The sequence below is a fragment of the Planococcus sp. YIM B11945 genome, from assembly GCF_050864155.1.
In the GTDB taxonomy this organism is placed as follows: Bacteria; Bacillota; Bacilli; order Bacillales_A; family Planococcaceae; genus Planococcus.
On the sequence record NZ_JBOZWR010000004.1, the window covers coordinates 270,588 to 286,388 of the forward strand.

The following is a 15,801-nucleotide window of genomic DNA, read 5'->3' on the forward strand; positions in this document are numbered from 1 at the left end:
TCTTTTCGTTTTCGCACGAAAAGACTGTCTATTCTTATAATGAATCACATTGGCCGAAATATCAATGGCGCGCGCTCGGTTTTGTCTTTTTGAGTGCGGTTAGATTGGTTCTCTCAAAAAATAAAGAACGAAAAAGGTGTCGCCCTTTTCGCTCTTTACTAATAAATGATGAAATTTAAAACTATTCAATCCGTCTTTAATCACCTATCACAAATCTTTCGCACTGAACGTGTTGCCTTTGTCCAGGTTGCCGTATTCGAATCCGCGGTAGAACCATTTTTTGCGCTGTTCGCTCGTGCCGTGGGTGAAGCTTTCCGGCACCACGTAGCCGCGGGAGCGCTGCTGGATGGTGTCGTCGCCGACTGCGCTTGCGGCGGTCAAAGCTTCTTCAAGATCGCCTTCTTCAAGCAAGTCCATTCCTTGTGCGTGGTGCGCCCAGACGCCGGCCAAGTAGTCGGCCTGCAGCTCGAGTTTCACTTGCAGCTTGTTGTAATCTTCTTCACTCAAGCGGCTTCGCTGCGGCTGGATTTTGTCCATGGTGCCCAAGAGGTTTTGAACGTGATGGCCGACTTCATGAGCGATGACATACGCCATGGCAAAATCGCCCGGTGCTTGGAATTGCTGCTTTAATTCATCGTAAAAGCTCAAGTCAATATACAGGTTCTGGTCGCCCGGGCAGTAAAACGGCCCGACTGCTGCGCTCGCGGTTCCGCAGGCAGAGTCCACACTTCCCGAAAACAGGACAAGCGTTGGATCCACGTATTCCTTCCCTTCTTCTGCAAATACATCCGCCCACACTTCTTCTGTATCCGCTAAAACGACCGATACGAATTCCGCCATTTCGCGTTCTTGTTCGGTCTCCATATAAGGTTCATTTGACTGGGTCTCCGCGCCTCCCAAGCTGTTCAGGATCGCCCCCGGGTCGCCGCCCATAAAAGCGATAATGAGGACGATGACAATCCCGCCAAGGCCTCCGCCAACGAGTGTCTTTCCGCCGCCGCCGCTTCCCCGGCGGTCTTCTACATTTCTGCTTCCCTTTCTTCCTTGCCACTTCATCTAAATCTCCCCGCTTTCATTCCATAACGCTTAGTTGCCTATACCCAAATTCGACCAAGGTTTAATCCGATTCACGAAAGCCGGTAAACCAAAAAGCGCTCGCGCAGATTCCGCCGCGCCCCCGGCAAACGGACTTCTTCCACTAATCGAAACTCAGTTTGCTGGTCCAAAAAATCGATGTAATCATCTCCAGGAAAAAACAGCAGCAAATCGACTTCCCGATCCGTTTCTTCGACGGAAAGTAAAATCCGATTCACAACGGTCATGAAAATCTGAACCGAAAACGGATTAAAGAAATAAAACCGGTTATCTCTCTCACTGATGGGGTAGTCCTGCGCCATGCAATGATGAAACGCGATTTTCCCTTTGGCTTTTTTCCGCTTTTTCTCGTAGCTGTCCCGATTTTTCAAGGCATCCTTGTAGAAGGTTTCATTCATCTCAATCCCGGCCGTCTCACAGCCGAACAAATAATGGACGTAAAAATTCAGACGCCCCTTCCCGCAGCCAAAATCGACCAGCCGATCGCCAGGTTGAAGTTTGTAGCGGCTAAACAGCTGGTCGAGCAATTGATAGGGAGTCGGTTCATATCGGTGAAAATGGGGGGAATCGTTGAATCCTTGCTGGATTTCTTCTGTTTCCACCCCGAGCAGCGCATCAAATTGGTGTTCGTTCATCGTTGTCCACTCCTCGTCTTGCCTATGTAAATACCCGGTTTTTCTTGCTTTTAAAAGAGATTTTTGTTAAAGTCTAGCTAATCGAATACTTCCTGCTTCATTCCATTGAAGTGAGGATAGAGGCGCAAAAACCATCAGTACGCAAACCGAGGAAGTTGGAATCCGTTGACGTTTGCCGAAAGGGGAATTTGCCGAAGCGAAGGGGAATCCACAGCCCCTGCCGCTGGTTCTGCCATTGAACAAATGCAGAACTGTCATATAGGAAACTATATGGAGGGCTATCTGACGCACAAAAACGCAAGATAAACCGCGTTTTTACTGCAGCAACGAGGCTCTCGTTGCTGCTTTTTTATTTGTTCCCGGCTGCCCCCGCCGCCTCTGATTCTACAAAAAACTAGTAAAAGGGCGTGTATGTATGAATTTTGGCCGAGTTATTACAGCAATGGCAACTCCATTTGACGCAAATGAAAACATTGATTTTTCAGCAACAAAAATTTTGATTGAACATTTGATCGCCAACGGAACGGACGGTTTCGTAGTCGCCGGCACCACCGGCGAATCACCGACTTTGTCGACCGAAGAAAAAGTGGAACTGTTTAAATTTGTCGTGGAAGCGGTGAATGGCCGCATTCCAGTCATCGCCGGAACCGGCTCCAACAACACCCGCGCTTCGATTGCACTAACAAAACAAGCCGAAGAAGCTGGCGTAGACGGCGTAATGCTTGTTGCCCCGTACTACAACAAGCCTTCCCAAGAAGGCTTGTACCAGCATTTCCAAGCCATCGCTGAAGCTACGAGCCTTCCTGTCATGCTGTACAACATTCCGGGGCGCAGCGTCGTCAATATGTCGGTCGACCTCATTGTCCGCTTGTCTTCCATTCCCAACATCGTTTCTGTAAAAGAAGCGAGCGGCGATTTGGGTGCCATGGCAGAAATCATTGAACGCACGCCGGAAACATTTTCTTTATACAGCGGCGACGATGGCTTGACGCTGCCGGTGCTTGCAATCGGCGGAATCGGAATCGTCTCGGTCGCTTCCCACATCATCGGCAACGAAATGCAGGCGATGATTGCGCGCTTTAACGAAGGCCAAACCGTTCAAGCGGCAGCTCTTCACCGTTCCCTATTGCCGGTCATGGATGCGTTGTTCGCTGCACCAAATCCCGTGCCTGTAAAAACGGCTCTGAATTTGACCGGCGTGAACGTCGGCGGCGTCCGCTTGCCGATGGTGCCGTTGACACCATCGCAAACCGAATTGCTGCGCCAAGTCCTGCCACCGCATAAAATTAATACTTCCGCTAATTAAAAATGCATTGAAAAAACCGATAGAGCTCAGGCTCCATCGGTTTTTATGTGCTTACAGGCTGAAATTCAGTTTTTGAACCACTTGCTTCAAGCTGCCGCCAATGGCCAGTCCGTTAATGTCTACGCCAAGCTGGATCAAGGTTTGGGCAATTTCCGGACGAATGCCCGTTAAAATGGCCGTCACTCCGACAAGCTTCAAAGACTGGACAATTTTTACGATTTGGTCGGCAACGACGGTGTCCACTTTGACGACGCCTGACAAATCAATAATCAGCGTCGTGATTTTCAGTTGATTGGCCGCCAACAAAGTTTTCTCTAGTACATGGCGGGCGCGGTCTAAATCCATTTCACCCACGAGAGGCAAAACGGCGATGCGGTCACTCAATGGCACGACCGGCGCCGACAGTTCCAAATATTCCTGGCGCGCCGACTGCATGTTTTGCTGGTACTCTCTTATGTACGCAGTGCTGTAAGAATTTGCCGCATGGTCGACCAGCGCATGGAAAAATTCCATTGCTTCAAAAGCCGTTTCAATCGTCATTTTTCGGTGCATGGCTTCGGTTTTGAGCACTTTGCTGATGTGCTTTCGGTAAATGGACGTTTCCACTAAAGCGCTTTCAAGCGAAATACCCTGATTCAAAAAGTACTTGCCGGTCACTTTTCCCCACTCGGCAATCCGGTCGTCAACTGCCTCTTTATCCAGGTAATTCTGAATCGAACTTCCCAGCAGCTGAATAAAACCTGCTCTTGTTTCGATTACCAACTGAATAAATTCATCGTGCTTCTCAAGCTCTTTTTTGCTGACGTCTTTCACTGTTTCTTCATGGATCAGCTGTGCAAGGAGATATCTATCTTCTACCACTCGTTCCCCTAACAATACAATATCGTTATTCATTTGGTCCTCCTGAGTAGTCATTCACATTTTTTCTTAATTATAACTGCCTCCCAGAGCTTTCGTATAGTTTTATTTTCGACAGAACCCGCAGTTTATGCCCAACTGGCCGAAACCAGATTGCGGCCGCCGATTTTGGACTTGTAAAGCGCTTTATCTGCCTTTTCCATCAAGGATGCTGCATCGTCACCCGCTTCGAATAACGCCGCTCCGATGCTGATGGTCACTTCCACGTGTTTCCACGGGCCGCGCGCAATATTTTGCCGCAGCTTTTCTGCCATCTGCCACGTTTCTTCCTTGCCGCTTCCGGGAAGCACAATTAAAAATTCCTCCCCGCCCAGGCGAACGACAAAATTCGGTTCGTTTATCTCAGTTTCCAGCTTCCAGGCCAGCTCCTGCAGTACGGTATCACCCGCTGCATGGCCGTAAGTGTCATTAATACGTTTGAAATGGTCGATGTCCACTCCCAAAATCGATAGCGGCAGGGCGGTTTTTCGAGCTGCTTCAATGCATTCGGACAATTTGCTGTCTAAATACCGCCGGTTTTTCAAGCCTGTCAGCGGATCGGTCACGGTCAGCACCTGCAGCAATTCGTTCAACTCTTCCACTTCCCGTTTCTTGCCTTCCACTTCTCTCATCAATGTTTGCAAATTGTTGAAAGCTTCGATAGATTCTTGATGAATTTTTTCGGCTTGCCGCTTGGCCAACAGAAGTTCGTTTTCGTACTGCTGCCGCACTGCCATGGGCAATAGCACACATTCATACTGCCCATTTCGTTCCGAAGCATTCATCAGCACCGGAATCCGGCCATCTGCACTTTTCAAAATTAAATGCATTTCGTCCACTCTTCCGTATGTTTTCATTGAAGGCATAAAGTAGGTTTGAAAATAAGCGCGCGAAGCGACCGTCAGCAGCTCATGCATATGGCCAGGAGGGATGGCTGCACCCAGCAATTCGCCAAGTGTGCGATTCATTTCCACAATCTGATAAGAAGGATCCATCACCAAATAGCCGCATGGCGCCAAATTCAACTGTTCCTCCATACTAATTCCCTCCTACTCCGCCAAATACCCTTTAATACGGTTAATCGTTTCCGCAGCATCACTCATATGCGGATTATGGCCCATCGCTTCCATCAGCACAAACTTGCTTTTCGGAATTTTGCTGTGGACGAATTGCCCGACTTCCAACGGCGCAATGACGTCCTGCGCCGGCTGCAAAATCAGCGTCGGCACCTGCACTTTCTCCAGTTCATCCCGCACATCCGAAGTGAACGTCACTTCCGCGAACTGGCGCGCAATAACCGGATCGTTCAAGCATAAAATTTCTTCAAATTCTTGGGAAAGCTGCGGCCGCGCTTCGTTTTGCATGACGACCGGCGCCAAGTATTTCGCCCATTCTTTATAGTTCAATTCCATCATTTCCAGCAATTCTTCAATATCTTCCCTGTCAAAACCGCCCTGATAGCCCGGTTCGTTCAAATACCTCGGCGACGGGCCGACCATGATCAACTGCTTCATCAGTTCCGGCTGCTCGATGGATGCCAGCATGCCGATCATGCTGCTGACCGAATGGCCCACAAAAATGATGTCTTTCAGTTCCAGTGCAGCACACACTTCCAACAAATCCTGTTTATAGCCGTGCAGCGAACTATAGCGTTCGGTTGAATAAACGGATTTGTCGCTTCGCCCAGAACCGACATAGTCAAACAGCACAACCCGGTAGCCGCTTTCAAACGCTTCGGCTACTTCCCGCCAAACAAGCTGATCGCAGCCGAATCCATGTGCAAAGACGATGGTCTTGTTTCCTTGGCCGGAAACTTTTACGTTATTTCGCTTTAAAACCCTATTGTTCATCGTGAATCCCTCTTCCATTTTCATTTCCCTAAACGTATAAATTTCCCAGTATTTTCTTATCTTTCTTTATAATAGCACCATTCTTAAAAAATTAAAGATGCTAGTACAAATTTCACAAAATATATCTATCCATTGAATAATATTGCCTACATGATCAAATTTTCTTTTATATCCTCTCTCTTCTCCGTAAAGCTATGGCATTGCCTCTTTACTAGCCCCATTTTCATTAAAAAGAAACCAGCCCCATGTCTTGGCCGGTTTCGCTTTTTCAGGTCCGCTTTTTCTCTTCTTCTTCACGTTTCATCCGCTCCCGGTTCCCACCAGAAACGCCGGTGCCGCTTTGCATCGGTTCATGCAGGCTGCCGGAAGTCGGCGGTGCAGGAGGCGCGTCTTGAATGATTTTTTGCACGTATTTGGCATTTATCGTTTCCGTCGCCACCGGCGCAAGCCGGCCAGACAGTGCAGCATTTTTGGCTTTTACGCCCGTGTCGACACTTTCTTTCGGGTTGTCGATCAAATCAATGATGGCATCAATGACGATTTCCGGATCGTCCATCGGCTTGAGTTCTGCTGCGTGCCCCGTGTAGTTGCCCGTGTGCTCGAACCACGGCGTATCGGTCGCCCATGGATGGACCGTGCAGACGTGGATGTTGTCGAAACCTTCCAATTCCATCTCTTCGTGCAGCGCCGCGCCAAGTCCCGTCACCGCGTATTTTGTCATGCTGTAGGGCGTGTAATACGGGTACGGAATTTTGCTCGAAACCGAACCAACGTTGATCAGCGTACCCGCTTTCCTTTCCTTAAAATGGCGCAAGGCGTAATGGCTGCCGTAAATGGTGCCGATGACGTTGATCTGCACCGCACGTGCAATGTCTTTTGTCGGCACTTCCGTAAACGGCCCGATAACGCCGACTGCAGCGTTATTGATCCACACGTCAATCCGGCCGAAACGCTTGATGGCTTCGTCAAAAATCCGCTTGATGTCCTGCTCTTGGCTGACGTCTGCCGTCACCGCAAGCGCATTCGGCCCAATTTCCCTTGCCGCTTCCTCAATCAATTGCGTCCGACGGGCTGCCAGAACGACATTCGCTCCTTGAGCACCGAGTTCTTGCACCACCCCTTTGCCAAAACCGCTGGATGCACCCGTCACTACCACCGTCAACCCTGTCCTTTTTTTATTGGCCATTGTGAACTCCTCCGTTCTGGTACTCGATTCGTTGCCGTTAGTCCTTTGCTTTTTTCCGTGCCAGCCGTTCGCGAAGGTTTCCTTCCACCGTGACGCCTTCGGGGCGAGGGTCGTGGAGACTTCCTGAAGTAACAGGAGCCGGCGGTGCTTCTTTTAGCATTTTGTACAGCGCTTTACCGGTCGCTTTATCGGTCGTTCCCGGAAGTAAATTGCCGATTGCGGCCGTGCCTTTCACTTTGGTTCCGATTTCGACTTGCTCTTGTGGTTTATCAATCAAGCCAATGATGACATCAATGACTTTTTGCGGATCATCGGCCGGCCCCACGAGAATCTCGTGGCCGCTGTAATTGCCGGCATGCGCCGTCCAAGGCGTATCGGTGACCCACGGGTCCACTTTGGAAATATGGATGCCGTCAAAATCGTCGACATTCATTTCCTGATACAAACCTTTCGTGAGCCCGGAAACCGCCATTTTTGTGCCGGTGTAAACCGCACCGAACGGAAGGGCGGTCTGGCTGGCGAATGATGCGATATTAATCAAAGTTCCCGATTTCCGTTCCTTAAAATGGCGCAGCGCATAATGGGTGCCATAGACGGTGCCGAGCAAATTGATTTCCACCGTCCGCACCAAGTCCTCAAGAGGCGTTTCCGTAAACGACCCGTACGTTCCGACGCCGGCGTTGTTGATCCAGACGTCGATTTTTCCGAACGCCTCAATGGCTGCATCAAATAAACGCGCCACGTCCTCTTCGTTGCTGACATCGGTTGCCACTGCGAGCACATTGGGCCCCAAAGTTTCCGCCATGTCTTCAATCAATCCTGCGCGCCGGGCAGCGAGCACCACATTGGCGCCTTGCCGCGCGAGCTGTTCGGCTGTTCCTTTGCCGATGCCGCTTGATGTTCCGGTAATAACCACCGTCAAACCTTCACGTTTGGTAGTAGTTGGCATAGTGAATTCCTCCTGTCGTTTTTCCGTCAATTGTCGGGGTCGCTCGGTTTCAGCCGCAAATCTCCTGTGACTTCCGTGCCTTCCGGTTTTGGTTTGTGGAGGCTGCCGGAAGTGGCGGGCGTTTCCGGAGCTGCTCGAAGCATCAGGGCAAGAGAGGCGCCCGTCATTTTGCCGACAAACGACGGCAGCACTTTACTGGAAATGAGCGACCCTTGCACTTTGAAGCCGATGTCGATGCTTTCCTGCGGTTGATCGATTAATTCGGTGACGACGTTGATCACCGTTCCCGGCTTATCGACCGGCCAAAAGCGCAGTTCGCGTCCGCTGTAATTGCCGCAATGCAGCGTCCACGGCGTATCGGTGACCCACGGGTGGACGACGCACACGTGGATGTTGTTCCAACCTTCCAGTTTCAATTCCTGATGCAAGCCCCGGCTGAGAGACGTGATGCCGGCCTTTGTCGCGGTATAAATGGCTCCGAAGGGCATCGGCACTTTGCTGACAAACGACGACATATTGATGAGCGTGCCGCGTCCTTGTTCTTTAAAATGGCGAAGCGCCAAATGGCTGCCGTACATCGTGCCGAGCATGTTGATTTCAACGAGGCGCACAAGATCCGCTATGGGCGTCTCCGTAAAAGAGCCAACGATGCCAAGCCCCGCATTGTTGATCCAGACGTCCACTTTTCCAAATTTCGCCACGGCCAATTCATATAAACGGACCATGTCTTCTTCCCGGCTGATATCGGTCGTCACTGCCAATGCGTTCGGCCCGCATTCTGCCGCCAGATTTTCGAGCAATGCAGTTCGCCTGGCAGCAAGCACCACATTTGCCCCTTCTTTCGCCAATTTCTGCGCAATCCCTTTGCCAAAACCGCTTGATGCCCCCGTCACGACGACCGTCAGCCCGCCGCGAGGCGCTTTGCTGGCCACATCCACCACTCCCGTTTTTGGAGAATTAGATTTCGATGGTGTATACGTACCCTTTCAGAAAACGGATTAACCCGGCTTTGCTTTATAAAGCAGTGTAAAAGATGGCCTTTTTGAATTGCTGTCCAATTCGATTAAATACTGTCCGGTATTGCGAAATACAGCCCTTCATTCATTGTTTAATTGCCAGAATAAATTTTGAGATAGCCGCTAAATATTTTCATATATTTTTTCTATACATTTCCTACGCATTTTATGCTTTTCGGTTTTATTTACATTAAAGTACTTTTTAAGAAAAGGCGCATTCTCCTTGGTCTATCAAGGGTTTTTCGTTTTTTTAAAATCCAGGATGTTTATACAACAGAGGTACGGGTACACTAGAAATACCTTAGTCAAAAGGGAATTACCAACCACAAGGAGGAATTCAACATGACAAAACGAGAAAACACATTTTTAGGAGTATTTGATACGCAAGCAGAGGTACTTAGCAAGGTGCAGGAACTAAAAGCACAAGGCTACCGGGAAGAAGACATGTACGTTGTAGGGCAAACTGATGACCACTTTTCAATGGTTGAAAACCAGACAGGCGTCCACACAGATGCTACCGGCACGAAAGAAGATGAAGGTTTCATGGGCAAATTCATGTCGGCTTTAGCGGGTGAATCGTCTTCTATGGAAGCATTCAACGGCATGGGGCTTGACCGTGATGAGTCTGACGAATACTATCGCCAAGTGCAAAACGGCAAACTGGTTCTTTATGTAGACAGCGAATACGGCGAGTCTTACCAGCGCTATTCGGACAGCTACAGCGGCTCTTCCGCTTATGCTCGCGATACAGATACGGATACGGGAAGCACATTCGGTTCTACATCCGGAGCTTCTGACAGCACGTTCGGTACGGCTTCCGGAACTTCCAACGACGGAACGTTCGGCTCCACGTCTGGAACAACGGATTCTACCGGCTCATTCGGCACGACATCCGGTTCTACAACGGACGAAGAAACGATTCGCCTTCACGAAGAGCGCTTGAACGTTGATAAAGAACGCGTTCAAACGGGTGAAGTCAACGTCGGCAAACACGTCGTCGAAGACCAGCAAACCATCGAAGTGCCGGTTGAACGCGAAGAAGTGTACATCGAACGCCGTCCGGTCAACGAAGAAGCAGCAACTAGCGGTTTGACAGGATCAGACACGTTCAACGAAAACGAAACAATTAACGTACCGGTTACAGAAGAACGCGTAAACGTTTCGAAAAGCGACGTGGTTTCAGAAGAAATTACCGTCGGCAAACGGAAAGTGCAAGATACAGAAACTGTATCTGAAACTGTACGCCGTGAAGAAGCGGATATCGACGAAGACACCGATACGAATTTGAATAAACGCAACGATAAATTCTAATTTAACCAGGTAAAGGCAGCTGAAAAGCTGCCTTTTTTTTGCCCCATTCGTTTTTTGAAAACCTTTAATTCATAAGTATGGATTCATACTATTAGACTAGCGGCAAGAAAGCGCATTCTATCTACAAGAACGGACGCATGAACATAAGAGGAGGAACAGCATTTGGGACATTACATTGAAGTAGAAGCAGGCATCAAAGTGTTTGTTGAAGATATCGGCAGCGGGAAACCGGTCGTTTTTATCCACGGCTGGCCCTTGAATGGACGATCTTTCGAAATGCAGGCGAACGAATTGGCGCTGAACGGTTATCGGTTTATCGGCATTGATCTTCGCGGGTTTGGAAAATCGGACAAGCCGTGGTCGGGCTACGATTACGATACACAGGCAAGCGACATCAAAGCCGTGGTCGACCATCTTGGCTTAACCGACTTTGCCCTTGCCGGCTTTTCCATGGGCGGACCAATCGCCATCCGTTACTTGAGCAAATACGGCGCCGATGAAGTCGATAAACTGTTGCTGCTGTCAGCAGCCGCTCCGCTGTTTACGCAACGCGATGATTTCAAGATCAACATGGAGGCGGAAGCAGTGGATGACATAATTGAACAAATCAAAAAAGACCGCCCTGCTTTTCTCGCCCAATTTGCGGACATGTTTTTCGAACAGAAAAAATCAAATGAATTTCTTCAATGGTTCCAGTCGCTTGGCCTTGAAGCTGCGGCCCACTCCACCATCAACGCAGCAATTGCCTTGCGGGATGAAGATTTGCGCAAAGAACTGGCGAACATTTCCGTTCCGACTGCCATATTTCACGGCAAGAAAGACCAAATTTGTGCTTATGAACTTGGTGAGGAGATGGAAAAACAAATTCCAAATTCCATTCTGGTTCCGTTTAAGGACAGCGGACACGGCATCAACGCCGACGAGCCGGAACGCTTTAATACAGAGCTGCTGAGCTTCCTTAACAGTACGGGGATTAAGAAAGAAAATTGACAGCCTGCTCTTTATAAAGAAAAATGATTTTCCAGCCGAACCGGGGACTTTTTCAAAGTCCCCGGTTCGTTCTTTACTTTCTGCATAAGAGAACTGTTCCGGCGAGGAGCCGACTCTTGGTGAAAGATTTCTTTTTAGCGCCACAAAAAAGCCAGCCGGAAAGGCTGGCTTTTTCAAGTTCCTTGCTTATTAAGATTGGTGACGTGTGCGCCATACCAGCGTCATAGACAATCCGGCAAGCATCAAGCCGCCAAGGATCCACATGAATGGCATTGATGATGAATCGGCTGTGCCGCCCATGCCGGTTTTCGGCATTTCAGAAGGCATTTCAGCAGCTATGAACTGTTCAGGGAATTGATCTGTAATGGCTGCAGATAGACCGGCTGCCGGCATCGTCATATGCGCATAAGCTTCACGAATGGCACTGTAGGCCGCATCAAAGTCGCCCGCTACATAGGAGTCAAAAGCCATCAGCAATTGGTCGACGTGTGCTGTCAATCCTTCTTCAAGTGCATCAGCCGGGACGCGGCCTTCTGTTGCAGCATCCAATAACGCTGCCTGTTCGGTGATGTATTTATCCAAGTCAGCTTTCGCCTGCTCTTGGCCATCGGCATCTTTTTCAGCTGTAGCCGTTACGTAATCCACAAAATAGCCGATATGCGATTTCCACGTTTCCTCAAACTGCATGCCTGCCTCTTCACCGTAAACCGAAGCAACAGCGGCCGAAAGGTCATCGGCGTTAGCGAGCAGCGCTGCTGATGCCTGATCAAAACTTTCCGCGCCATCCGCACCGTCCTGCATGGCCATTGCGGCCAATCCTGCATGTTCCGTAAAGGTCATGTTCAATTGAGCGCGAAGGTCGACAGCCGGCGTATCGGGATTGGTGTTCTCGAACTTGTCAGCGAATTGATCAGTGATTGCAACCGACAGCGTTTCCGCAAACATGCTCATGTGATGGATCGATTCGCGTTCAAGTGCGTAAGCTGTTTCAAAATCCCCTTCAACGTATGCATCAAACGACTTCACCAGCTGGTCGACGTGCATGTCCAGCCCTTCTTGGACAGCCGCTGCCGGCAAGCGCCCTTCTGTAGCGGTGTCGAAGAATTCAGATTGGGTCTTTTTGTATTCTTCCAAATCAGCAAGTGCTTTGTCTTTGCCTTCCTGGTTGTCTTCAGCGGTTGCCGTTACGTAATCCACAAAATAACCGATATGCGATTTCCAGATTTCATCAAATTGCGCTGCCCCTTCTTCGCCGTAGACCGATGCCACAGCTGCTTTCAAATCATCTGCGTTCGCAAGCAGCGCTCCGGAAGCCTGTTCAAAATCTTCTGCTCCGTCCACGCCTTTTCTCATCGCTTCAACCGCCAGGAATGCGTGCTCAGTTAATACAGTATCGAGTGCAATGCGAAGTTCAGCGGCCGGTGTTGCCGTTCCGGCTTCCATTGAAGAAGAAGTTTCACTTGCCGTATGCGATGAGTGGCCATCTGCCAATGCAGCGGTTGGAACCAATAGGGATAATGTTAATGGTAAGGCGACTAGCAATTTGTTCATTTTCATCAAAAACCTCTCCTTTTTCCGTTCAGTTTTTTGGATATGCCGACATAACGGAGAGAAGTAAGAAATAGATCACTTTTTATTAAATAAATTTTGCAGGAGTTTTCCGAAGCAAATCGAAATGGTTAAAGATCAAAGCCGAAAAGAGGAAACGCTATGCTGTTTGAGAATTTTCGCTTGGCCCACATGCAGTTGAACGAAATCCAAGTCCGTGTTCGCATAGGCGGAAATGGCCCGCCGCTTCTTCTGCTTCACGGCCATCCGCAGACGCATATGATGTGGAACCGGATTGCCCCGAAACTGGCTCAAAACTTTACCGTCGTCATGCCGGATCTTCGGGGCTATGGCGACAGTTCCAAACCAAAAACAGCGCCGGATCATTCGCCTTACTCAAAACGCACAATGGCGAAAGACCAAATTGAGCTGATGGAACAATTGGGATTTCACCAATTCGCCGTTGTCGGCCATGACCGCGGCGCCCGGTGCGCTTACCGTTTGGCGCTCGACTTTCCAGAAGCGGTGACGAAACTCGCCGTCCTCGACATCATTCCGACCGGAGAAGCATTCCGGCGCATCAGTGTCGATTTCGCGCTTGATACGTGGCACTGGTTTTTCCTGGCGCAGCCGTACGATTTGCCGGAGCGGATGATCGGCGAAAACCCGGATCATTTTTACTTCCGCAGCTCCCGGGATTTGTTTCATCCGGAAGCACTTGAAGATTATGTACGCTGCATCCAAAATCCCAAAACCATCCACGCCATGTGTGAAGACTACCGGGCCGGCGTTTTCTTCGACCGGCTGATTGATGATGCAGACCGCGGCATGAAAAAAATTTCCTGCCCGGTGCTTGCCCTTTGGAGCACGCAAGGTGAACTGCCGCGTTTGTACGATGTGCTGGCCGTGTGGCGGGACTGGGCAGATGATGTTCAAGGACGCGGCATCGACTGCGGCCACTTTTTGGCGGAGGAAGCGCCGGAAGAAACGTACGAAGAGATTTTTCGTTTTTTTCAATCAGTTTAATGAATGCGGAGAAGATGGCTTTTCAAGCCGGCCGTTCATGATTGGGTTCAGAAGCAGTGTTCAATCCATTTGAGGAGTGAGTTTGATTGACAACAACTAACGTGCATTGTGAAATTACAGCGTTCAGCGCTTCGGACGATGGGCATCACATGGCTGAAGATTATGCGTTTTGGCCGCCATTGATCGCTTATTTTATTGACAGATCCGATGCTTTTGAAATTCACTGCTGGGAAGAGGAACAAGAAACGGTCGAACAGATCCAGAGAGAGCTTGATCAAGTTCAGCTCCAAAAAGAAGGCCACACCGCCGTTTTCTCCGGCCCGCTTACTCCTGAAACAAAGGCGTTTTTTCCAACAAAAGCCCTCAATAATAAAAACCAGCTCAAGTGGTTTTCGGTATTTCTTCTAAAAGACGGGCAGTCCTTGTTTTCTTCCGAACATTACGGTACGGAATTGATTGGGTATGGCCTAACCGATGAGCAAACGAAATTTCTCCAAGAAGCCTTGCCGGAAAACGCCAGTTTCACGAAGTATTGAACAAGCGAACCCATACTTTCTACAGCAAAAAAACGCCTTCCCTTTATGGGACGGCGTTTTTCGTCGTGGTTTGTTTTTCACTCGGCCGGAAGCTGCTCCGCCAAAATCGCGTAATACTCGCCCGGCTCGCCCGTAAATTCCATCCGCTCGAAATTTGCCTTGAAGCCCGATTCCAATAAAAGCCGTTCCCAGTCGGCCATAGCAAACAGGCCGGACCTGGAATGGTCGGATTCAGACGTAACGTGCCCGTTTTCGTCGCGCATCAAATACGCGTATTCCGTTTCGGTGACGCCGTCGTCCGAATCAAGGTCATACGTCCACTCCACATACCGGAAGCCGCGCCCGTCTTTGTCGATGCCGCCGTGGCTCGTCACCGGCTCGAATGTTTCTTTAAACTGGTCGGTCATGATGAGGAGCACGCCGCCTTCGTTCAAATGCTTTTTGGCATTGTCCATGACCAGGCGCAAATCCGCCTCACTCGTGAAATAGGTGATGGCGTCGTGGATAAAGACGAGATCGAACGTTTCCCCGGCATCAAACGTACGCATGTCGCCTTGGATATGGCGCAAGTCCGGATTCAAGTTTTTGCTGACAGCGAGCATATCTTCCGACAGATCCGACAGCACGAGCGAAAAATGCCGTTTCATGTAGAATGCATTGCTGCCTCCACCCGAACCAAACTCGATCGCCCGCAACACACGCGGATGGTAGCGTTTGATGAGCGCCAAATAGAGCGTTGCTTCTTCTTCGTAGTCCGTATGCGGCGACATCAACGGCCACCACTCTGCCAGCTCTTTGTATAATTTCATTTTTTGCACCGCCTTTCATTTCCACCCATTATAAGTCAATGATTCCTGTCTCCATAGAGTCAAAAGCCGCTGATGCCACTAAAAAAAGCAACTCCAACTTTCGGAATCGCCCATGCATGCTTACACTTCTTTTATCTCCGTGCCTGCATACAAATCATGCGCAAATTGCCCACCCTCAAACGCGTCGTATTTTTTGCGGTTCGCCATATAAGCGAATGAACCGGCCGTGTCGCGGTGAACGATGCGCTTTAGGATTTGTCCGGACGTCAGCTCCCCGCCGTCCTCGCTCACCACTTGAATGCCCATCGCTTTTTGCCCGAGCGTCTGGCCGAATGCTTTCGTCTGTGCGTATTCGAGGCCCCACAACACCAAAGTCGGCGTCGCCACCACGTGGAAGGCTTCGCTTTTCACTTTTTTTCTCAAAATCGGTTCAACCGCTGCAGTCACCACCGTCGAAACGAGTATGTCGATTAAAATCGCCTTCGCCCGCTTTTTCGCTAATTCGTTCATTGGATCTCCTCCTTTTCTCCATACATAAAAGACTTCGCCGGCAAGAAGGATTGTTCCTGCTGTCAAACGAAAAAAACTATCCCCTAACGTAAGTTTTCATCCTTTTCATTGCACCGCCAGACGTATTATCCCTTATA

General features: G+C 49.6%; 16 protein-coding genes and 1 riboswitch. Of the genes, 5 read left to right on the plus strand and 11 right to left on the minus strand.

Annotated features, from left to right (window positions below; genetic code table 11):
- Positions 1-207: 207 nt before the first annotated feature.
- Both ypfJ and ACRRQV_RS09320 read right to left on the minus strand, forming a co-directional pair.
- A complete protein-coding gene (ypfJ, locus tag ACRRQV_RS09315) occupies positions 208-1,056 on the minus strand; it encodes a KPN_02809 family neutral zinc metallopeptidase (protein WP_432530036.1) in 849 nt (282 codons plus the stop codon).
- A 71-nt stretch (positions 1,057-1,127) separates the two neighbouring features.
- On the minus strand, positions 1,128-1,730 hold the full coding sequence (locus ACRRQV_RS09320) for an SAM-dependent methyltransferase (protein ID WP_432530038.1): 603 nt from the start codon (positions 1,728-1,730) through the stop codon (positions 1,128-1,130).
- Between the two features lie 109 nt (positions 1,731-1,839).
- Positions 1,840-2,019, plus strand: a riboswitch (Lysine riboswitch).
- 126 nt (positions 2,020-2,145) lie between these two features.
- Here ACRRQV_RS09320 and dapA point away from each other — a divergent pair.
- On the plus strand, positions 2,146-3,036 hold the full coding sequence (gene dapA, locus ACRRQV_RS09325) for a 4-hydroxy-tetrahydrodipicolinate synthase (protein WP_432530040.1): 891 nt from the start codon (positions 2,146-2,148) through the stop codon (positions 3,034-3,036).
- Positions 3,037-3,087: 51 nt separating this feature from the next.
- Here the strand turns inward: dapA and ACRRQV_RS09330 are convergent, their stop codons facing one another.
- From ACRRQV_RS09330 to ACRRQV_RS09355, 6 genes are all read right to left on the minus strand, one after another.
- Positions 3,088-3,930 carry an STAS domain-containing protein gene (locus tag ACRRQV_RS09330; protein WP_432530042.1) on the minus strand — a complete coding sequence of 281 codons (843 nt, stop codon included), beginning with the start codon at positions 3,928-3,930 and terminating at the stop codon, positions 3,088-3,090.
- Between the two features lie 92 nt (positions 3,931-4,022).
- Positions 4,023-4,970 carry a GGDEF domain-containing protein gene (locus tag ACRRQV_RS09335; protein ID WP_432530044.1) on the minus strand — a complete coding sequence of 316 codons (948 nt, stop codon included), beginning with the start codon at positions 4,968-4,970 and terminating at the stop codon, positions 4,023-4,025.
- A gap of 12 nt (positions 4,971-4,982) precedes the next feature.
- Complete coding sequence (locus ACRRQV_RS09340; RefSeq protein ID WP_432530046.1) at positions 4,983-5,783, minus strand: alpha/beta fold hydrolase; 801 nt, start codon at positions 5,781-5,783, stop codon at positions 4,983-4,985.
- Positions 5,784-6,051: 268 nt separating this feature from the next.
- Entirely contained in the window at positions 6,052-6,969 is a 918-nt protein-coding gene (locus ACRRQV_RS09345; RefSeq protein WP_432530048.1) for an SDR family NAD(P)-dependent oxidoreductase, read from the minus strand.
- Positions 6,970-7,006: 37 nt separating this feature from the next.
- Complete coding sequence (locus ACRRQV_RS09350; protein ID WP_432530050.1) at positions 7,007-7,918, minus strand: SDR family NAD(P)-dependent oxidoreductase; 912 nt, start codon at positions 7,916-7,918, stop codon at positions 7,007-7,009.
- A 26-nt stretch (positions 7,919-7,944) separates the two neighbouring features.
- Positions 7,945-8,850: an SDR family oxidoreductase gene (locus ACRRQV_RS09355; RefSeq protein ID WP_432530052.1), complete on the minus strand. Its 906-nt coding sequence runs from the start codon at positions 8,848-8,850 to the stop codon at positions 7,945-7,947.
- 426 nt (positions 8,851-9,276) lie between these two features.
- Between ACRRQV_RS09355 and ACRRQV_RS09360 the strand changes: the two genes are divergently transcribed.
- Positions 9,277-10,245: a YsnF/AvaK domain-containing protein gene (locus ACRRQV_RS09360; RefSeq protein ID WP_432530054.1), complete on the plus strand. Its 969-nt coding sequence runs from the start codon at positions 9,277-9,279 to the stop codon at positions 10,243-10,245.
- A 162-nt stretch (positions 10,246-10,407) separates the two neighbouring features.
- Complete coding sequence (locus tag ACRRQV_RS09365) at positions 10,408-11,235, plus strand: alpha/beta fold hydrolase (RefSeq protein ID WP_432530056.1); 828 nt, start codon at positions 10,408-10,410, stop codon at positions 11,233-11,235.
- A 189-nt stretch (positions 11,236-11,424) separates the two neighbouring features.
- Here ACRRQV_RS09365 and ACRRQV_RS09370 read toward each other — a convergent pair whose 3' ends face one another.
- Complete coding sequence (locus tag ACRRQV_RS09370; protein WP_432530058.1) at positions 11,425-12,792, minus strand: copper amine oxidase; 1,368 nt, start codon at positions 12,790-12,792, stop codon at positions 11,425-11,427.
- A gap of 153 nt (positions 12,793-12,945) precedes the next feature.
- Between ACRRQV_RS09370 and ACRRQV_RS09375 the strand changes: the two genes are divergently transcribed.
- Positions 12,946-13,809 (plus strand): alpha/beta fold hydrolase, encoded by an 864-nt coding sequence (locus ACRRQV_RS09375; RefSeq protein WP_432530060.1) that lies wholly within the window; start codon positions 12,946-12,948, stop codon positions 13,807-13,809.
- A gap of 86 nt (positions 13,810-13,895) precedes the next feature.
- Positions 13,896-14,345 (plus strand): hypothetical protein, encoded by a 450-nt coding sequence (locus ACRRQV_RS09380; protein WP_432530062.1) that lies wholly within the window; start codon positions 13,896-13,898, stop codon positions 14,343-14,345.
- 77 nt (positions 14,346-14,422) lie between these two features.
- Here the strand turns inward: ACRRQV_RS09380 and ACRRQV_RS09385 are convergent, their stop codons facing one another.
- Together ACRRQV_RS09385 and ACRRQV_RS09390 are read right to left on the minus strand one after the other, a co-directional pair.
- Positions 14,423-15,154: a class I SAM-dependent methyltransferase gene (locus ACRRQV_RS09385; protein WP_432530064.1), complete on the minus strand. Its 732-nt coding sequence runs from the start codon at positions 15,152-15,154 to the stop codon at positions 14,423-14,425.
- Between the two features lie 120 nt (positions 15,155-15,274).
- Positions 15,275-15,664, minus strand: a complete 390-nt coding sequence (locus ACRRQV_RS09390) for an RDD family protein (protein ID WP_432530066.1) — start codon at positions 15,662-15,664, stop codon at positions 15,275-15,277.
- Positions 15,665-15,801 lie beyond the last annotated feature (137 nt).

Bases quoted from the DNA above. Each gene is read 5' to 3' on its own strand.
- ypfJ (WP_432530036.1), bottom strand. From the start codon at position 1,056: ATGAAGTGGCAAGGAAGAAAGGGAAGCAGAAATGTAGAAGACCGCCGG.
- ACRRQV_RS09320 (WP_432530038.1), bottom strand. From the start codon at position 1,730: ATGAACGAACACCAATTTGATGCGCTGCTCGGGGTGGAAACAGAAGAA.
- dapA (WP_432530040.1), top strand. From the start codon at position 2,146: ATGAATTTTGGCCGAGTTATTACAGCAATGGCAACTCCATTTGACGCA.
- ACRRQV_RS09330 (WP_432530042.1), bottom strand. From the start codon at position 3,930: ATGAATAACGATATTGTATTGTTAGGGGAACGAGTGGTAGAAGATAGA.
- ACRRQV_RS09335 (WP_432530044.1), bottom strand. From the start codon at position 4,970: ATGGAGGAACAGTTGAATTTGGCGCCATGCGGCTATTTGGTGATGGAT.
- ACRRQV_RS09340 (WP_432530046.1), bottom strand. From the start codon at position 5,783: ATGAACAATAGGGTTTTAAAGCGAAATAACGTAAAAGTTTCCGGCCAA.
- ACRRQV_RS09345 (WP_432530048.1), bottom strand. From the start codon at position 6,969: ATGGCCAATAAAAAAAGGACAGGGTTGACGGTGGTAGTGACGGGTGCA.
- ACRRQV_RS09350 (WP_432530050.1), bottom strand. From the start codon at position 7,918: ATGCCAACTACTACCAAACGTGAAGGTTTGACGGTGGTTATTACCGGA.
- ACRRQV_RS09360 (WP_432530054.1), top strand. From the start codon at position 9,277: ATGACAAAACGAGAAAACACATTTTTAGGAGTATTTGATACGCAAGCA.
- ACRRQV_RS09370 (WP_432530058.1), bottom strand. From the start codon at position 12,792: ATGAAAATGAACAAATTGCTAGTCGCCTTACCATTAACATTATCCCTA.
- ACRRQV_RS09375 (WP_432530060.1), top strand. From the start codon at position 12,946: ATGCTGTTTGAGAATTTTCGCTTGGCCCACATGCAGTTGAACGAAATC.
- ACRRQV_RS09385 (WP_432530064.1), bottom strand. From the start codon at position 15,154: ATGAAATTATACAAAGAGCTGGCAGAGTGGTGGCCGTTGATGTCGCCG.
- ACRRQV_RS09390 (WP_432530066.1), bottom strand. From the start codon at position 15,664: ATGAACGAATTAGCGAAAAAGCGGGCGAAGGCGATTTTAATCGACATA.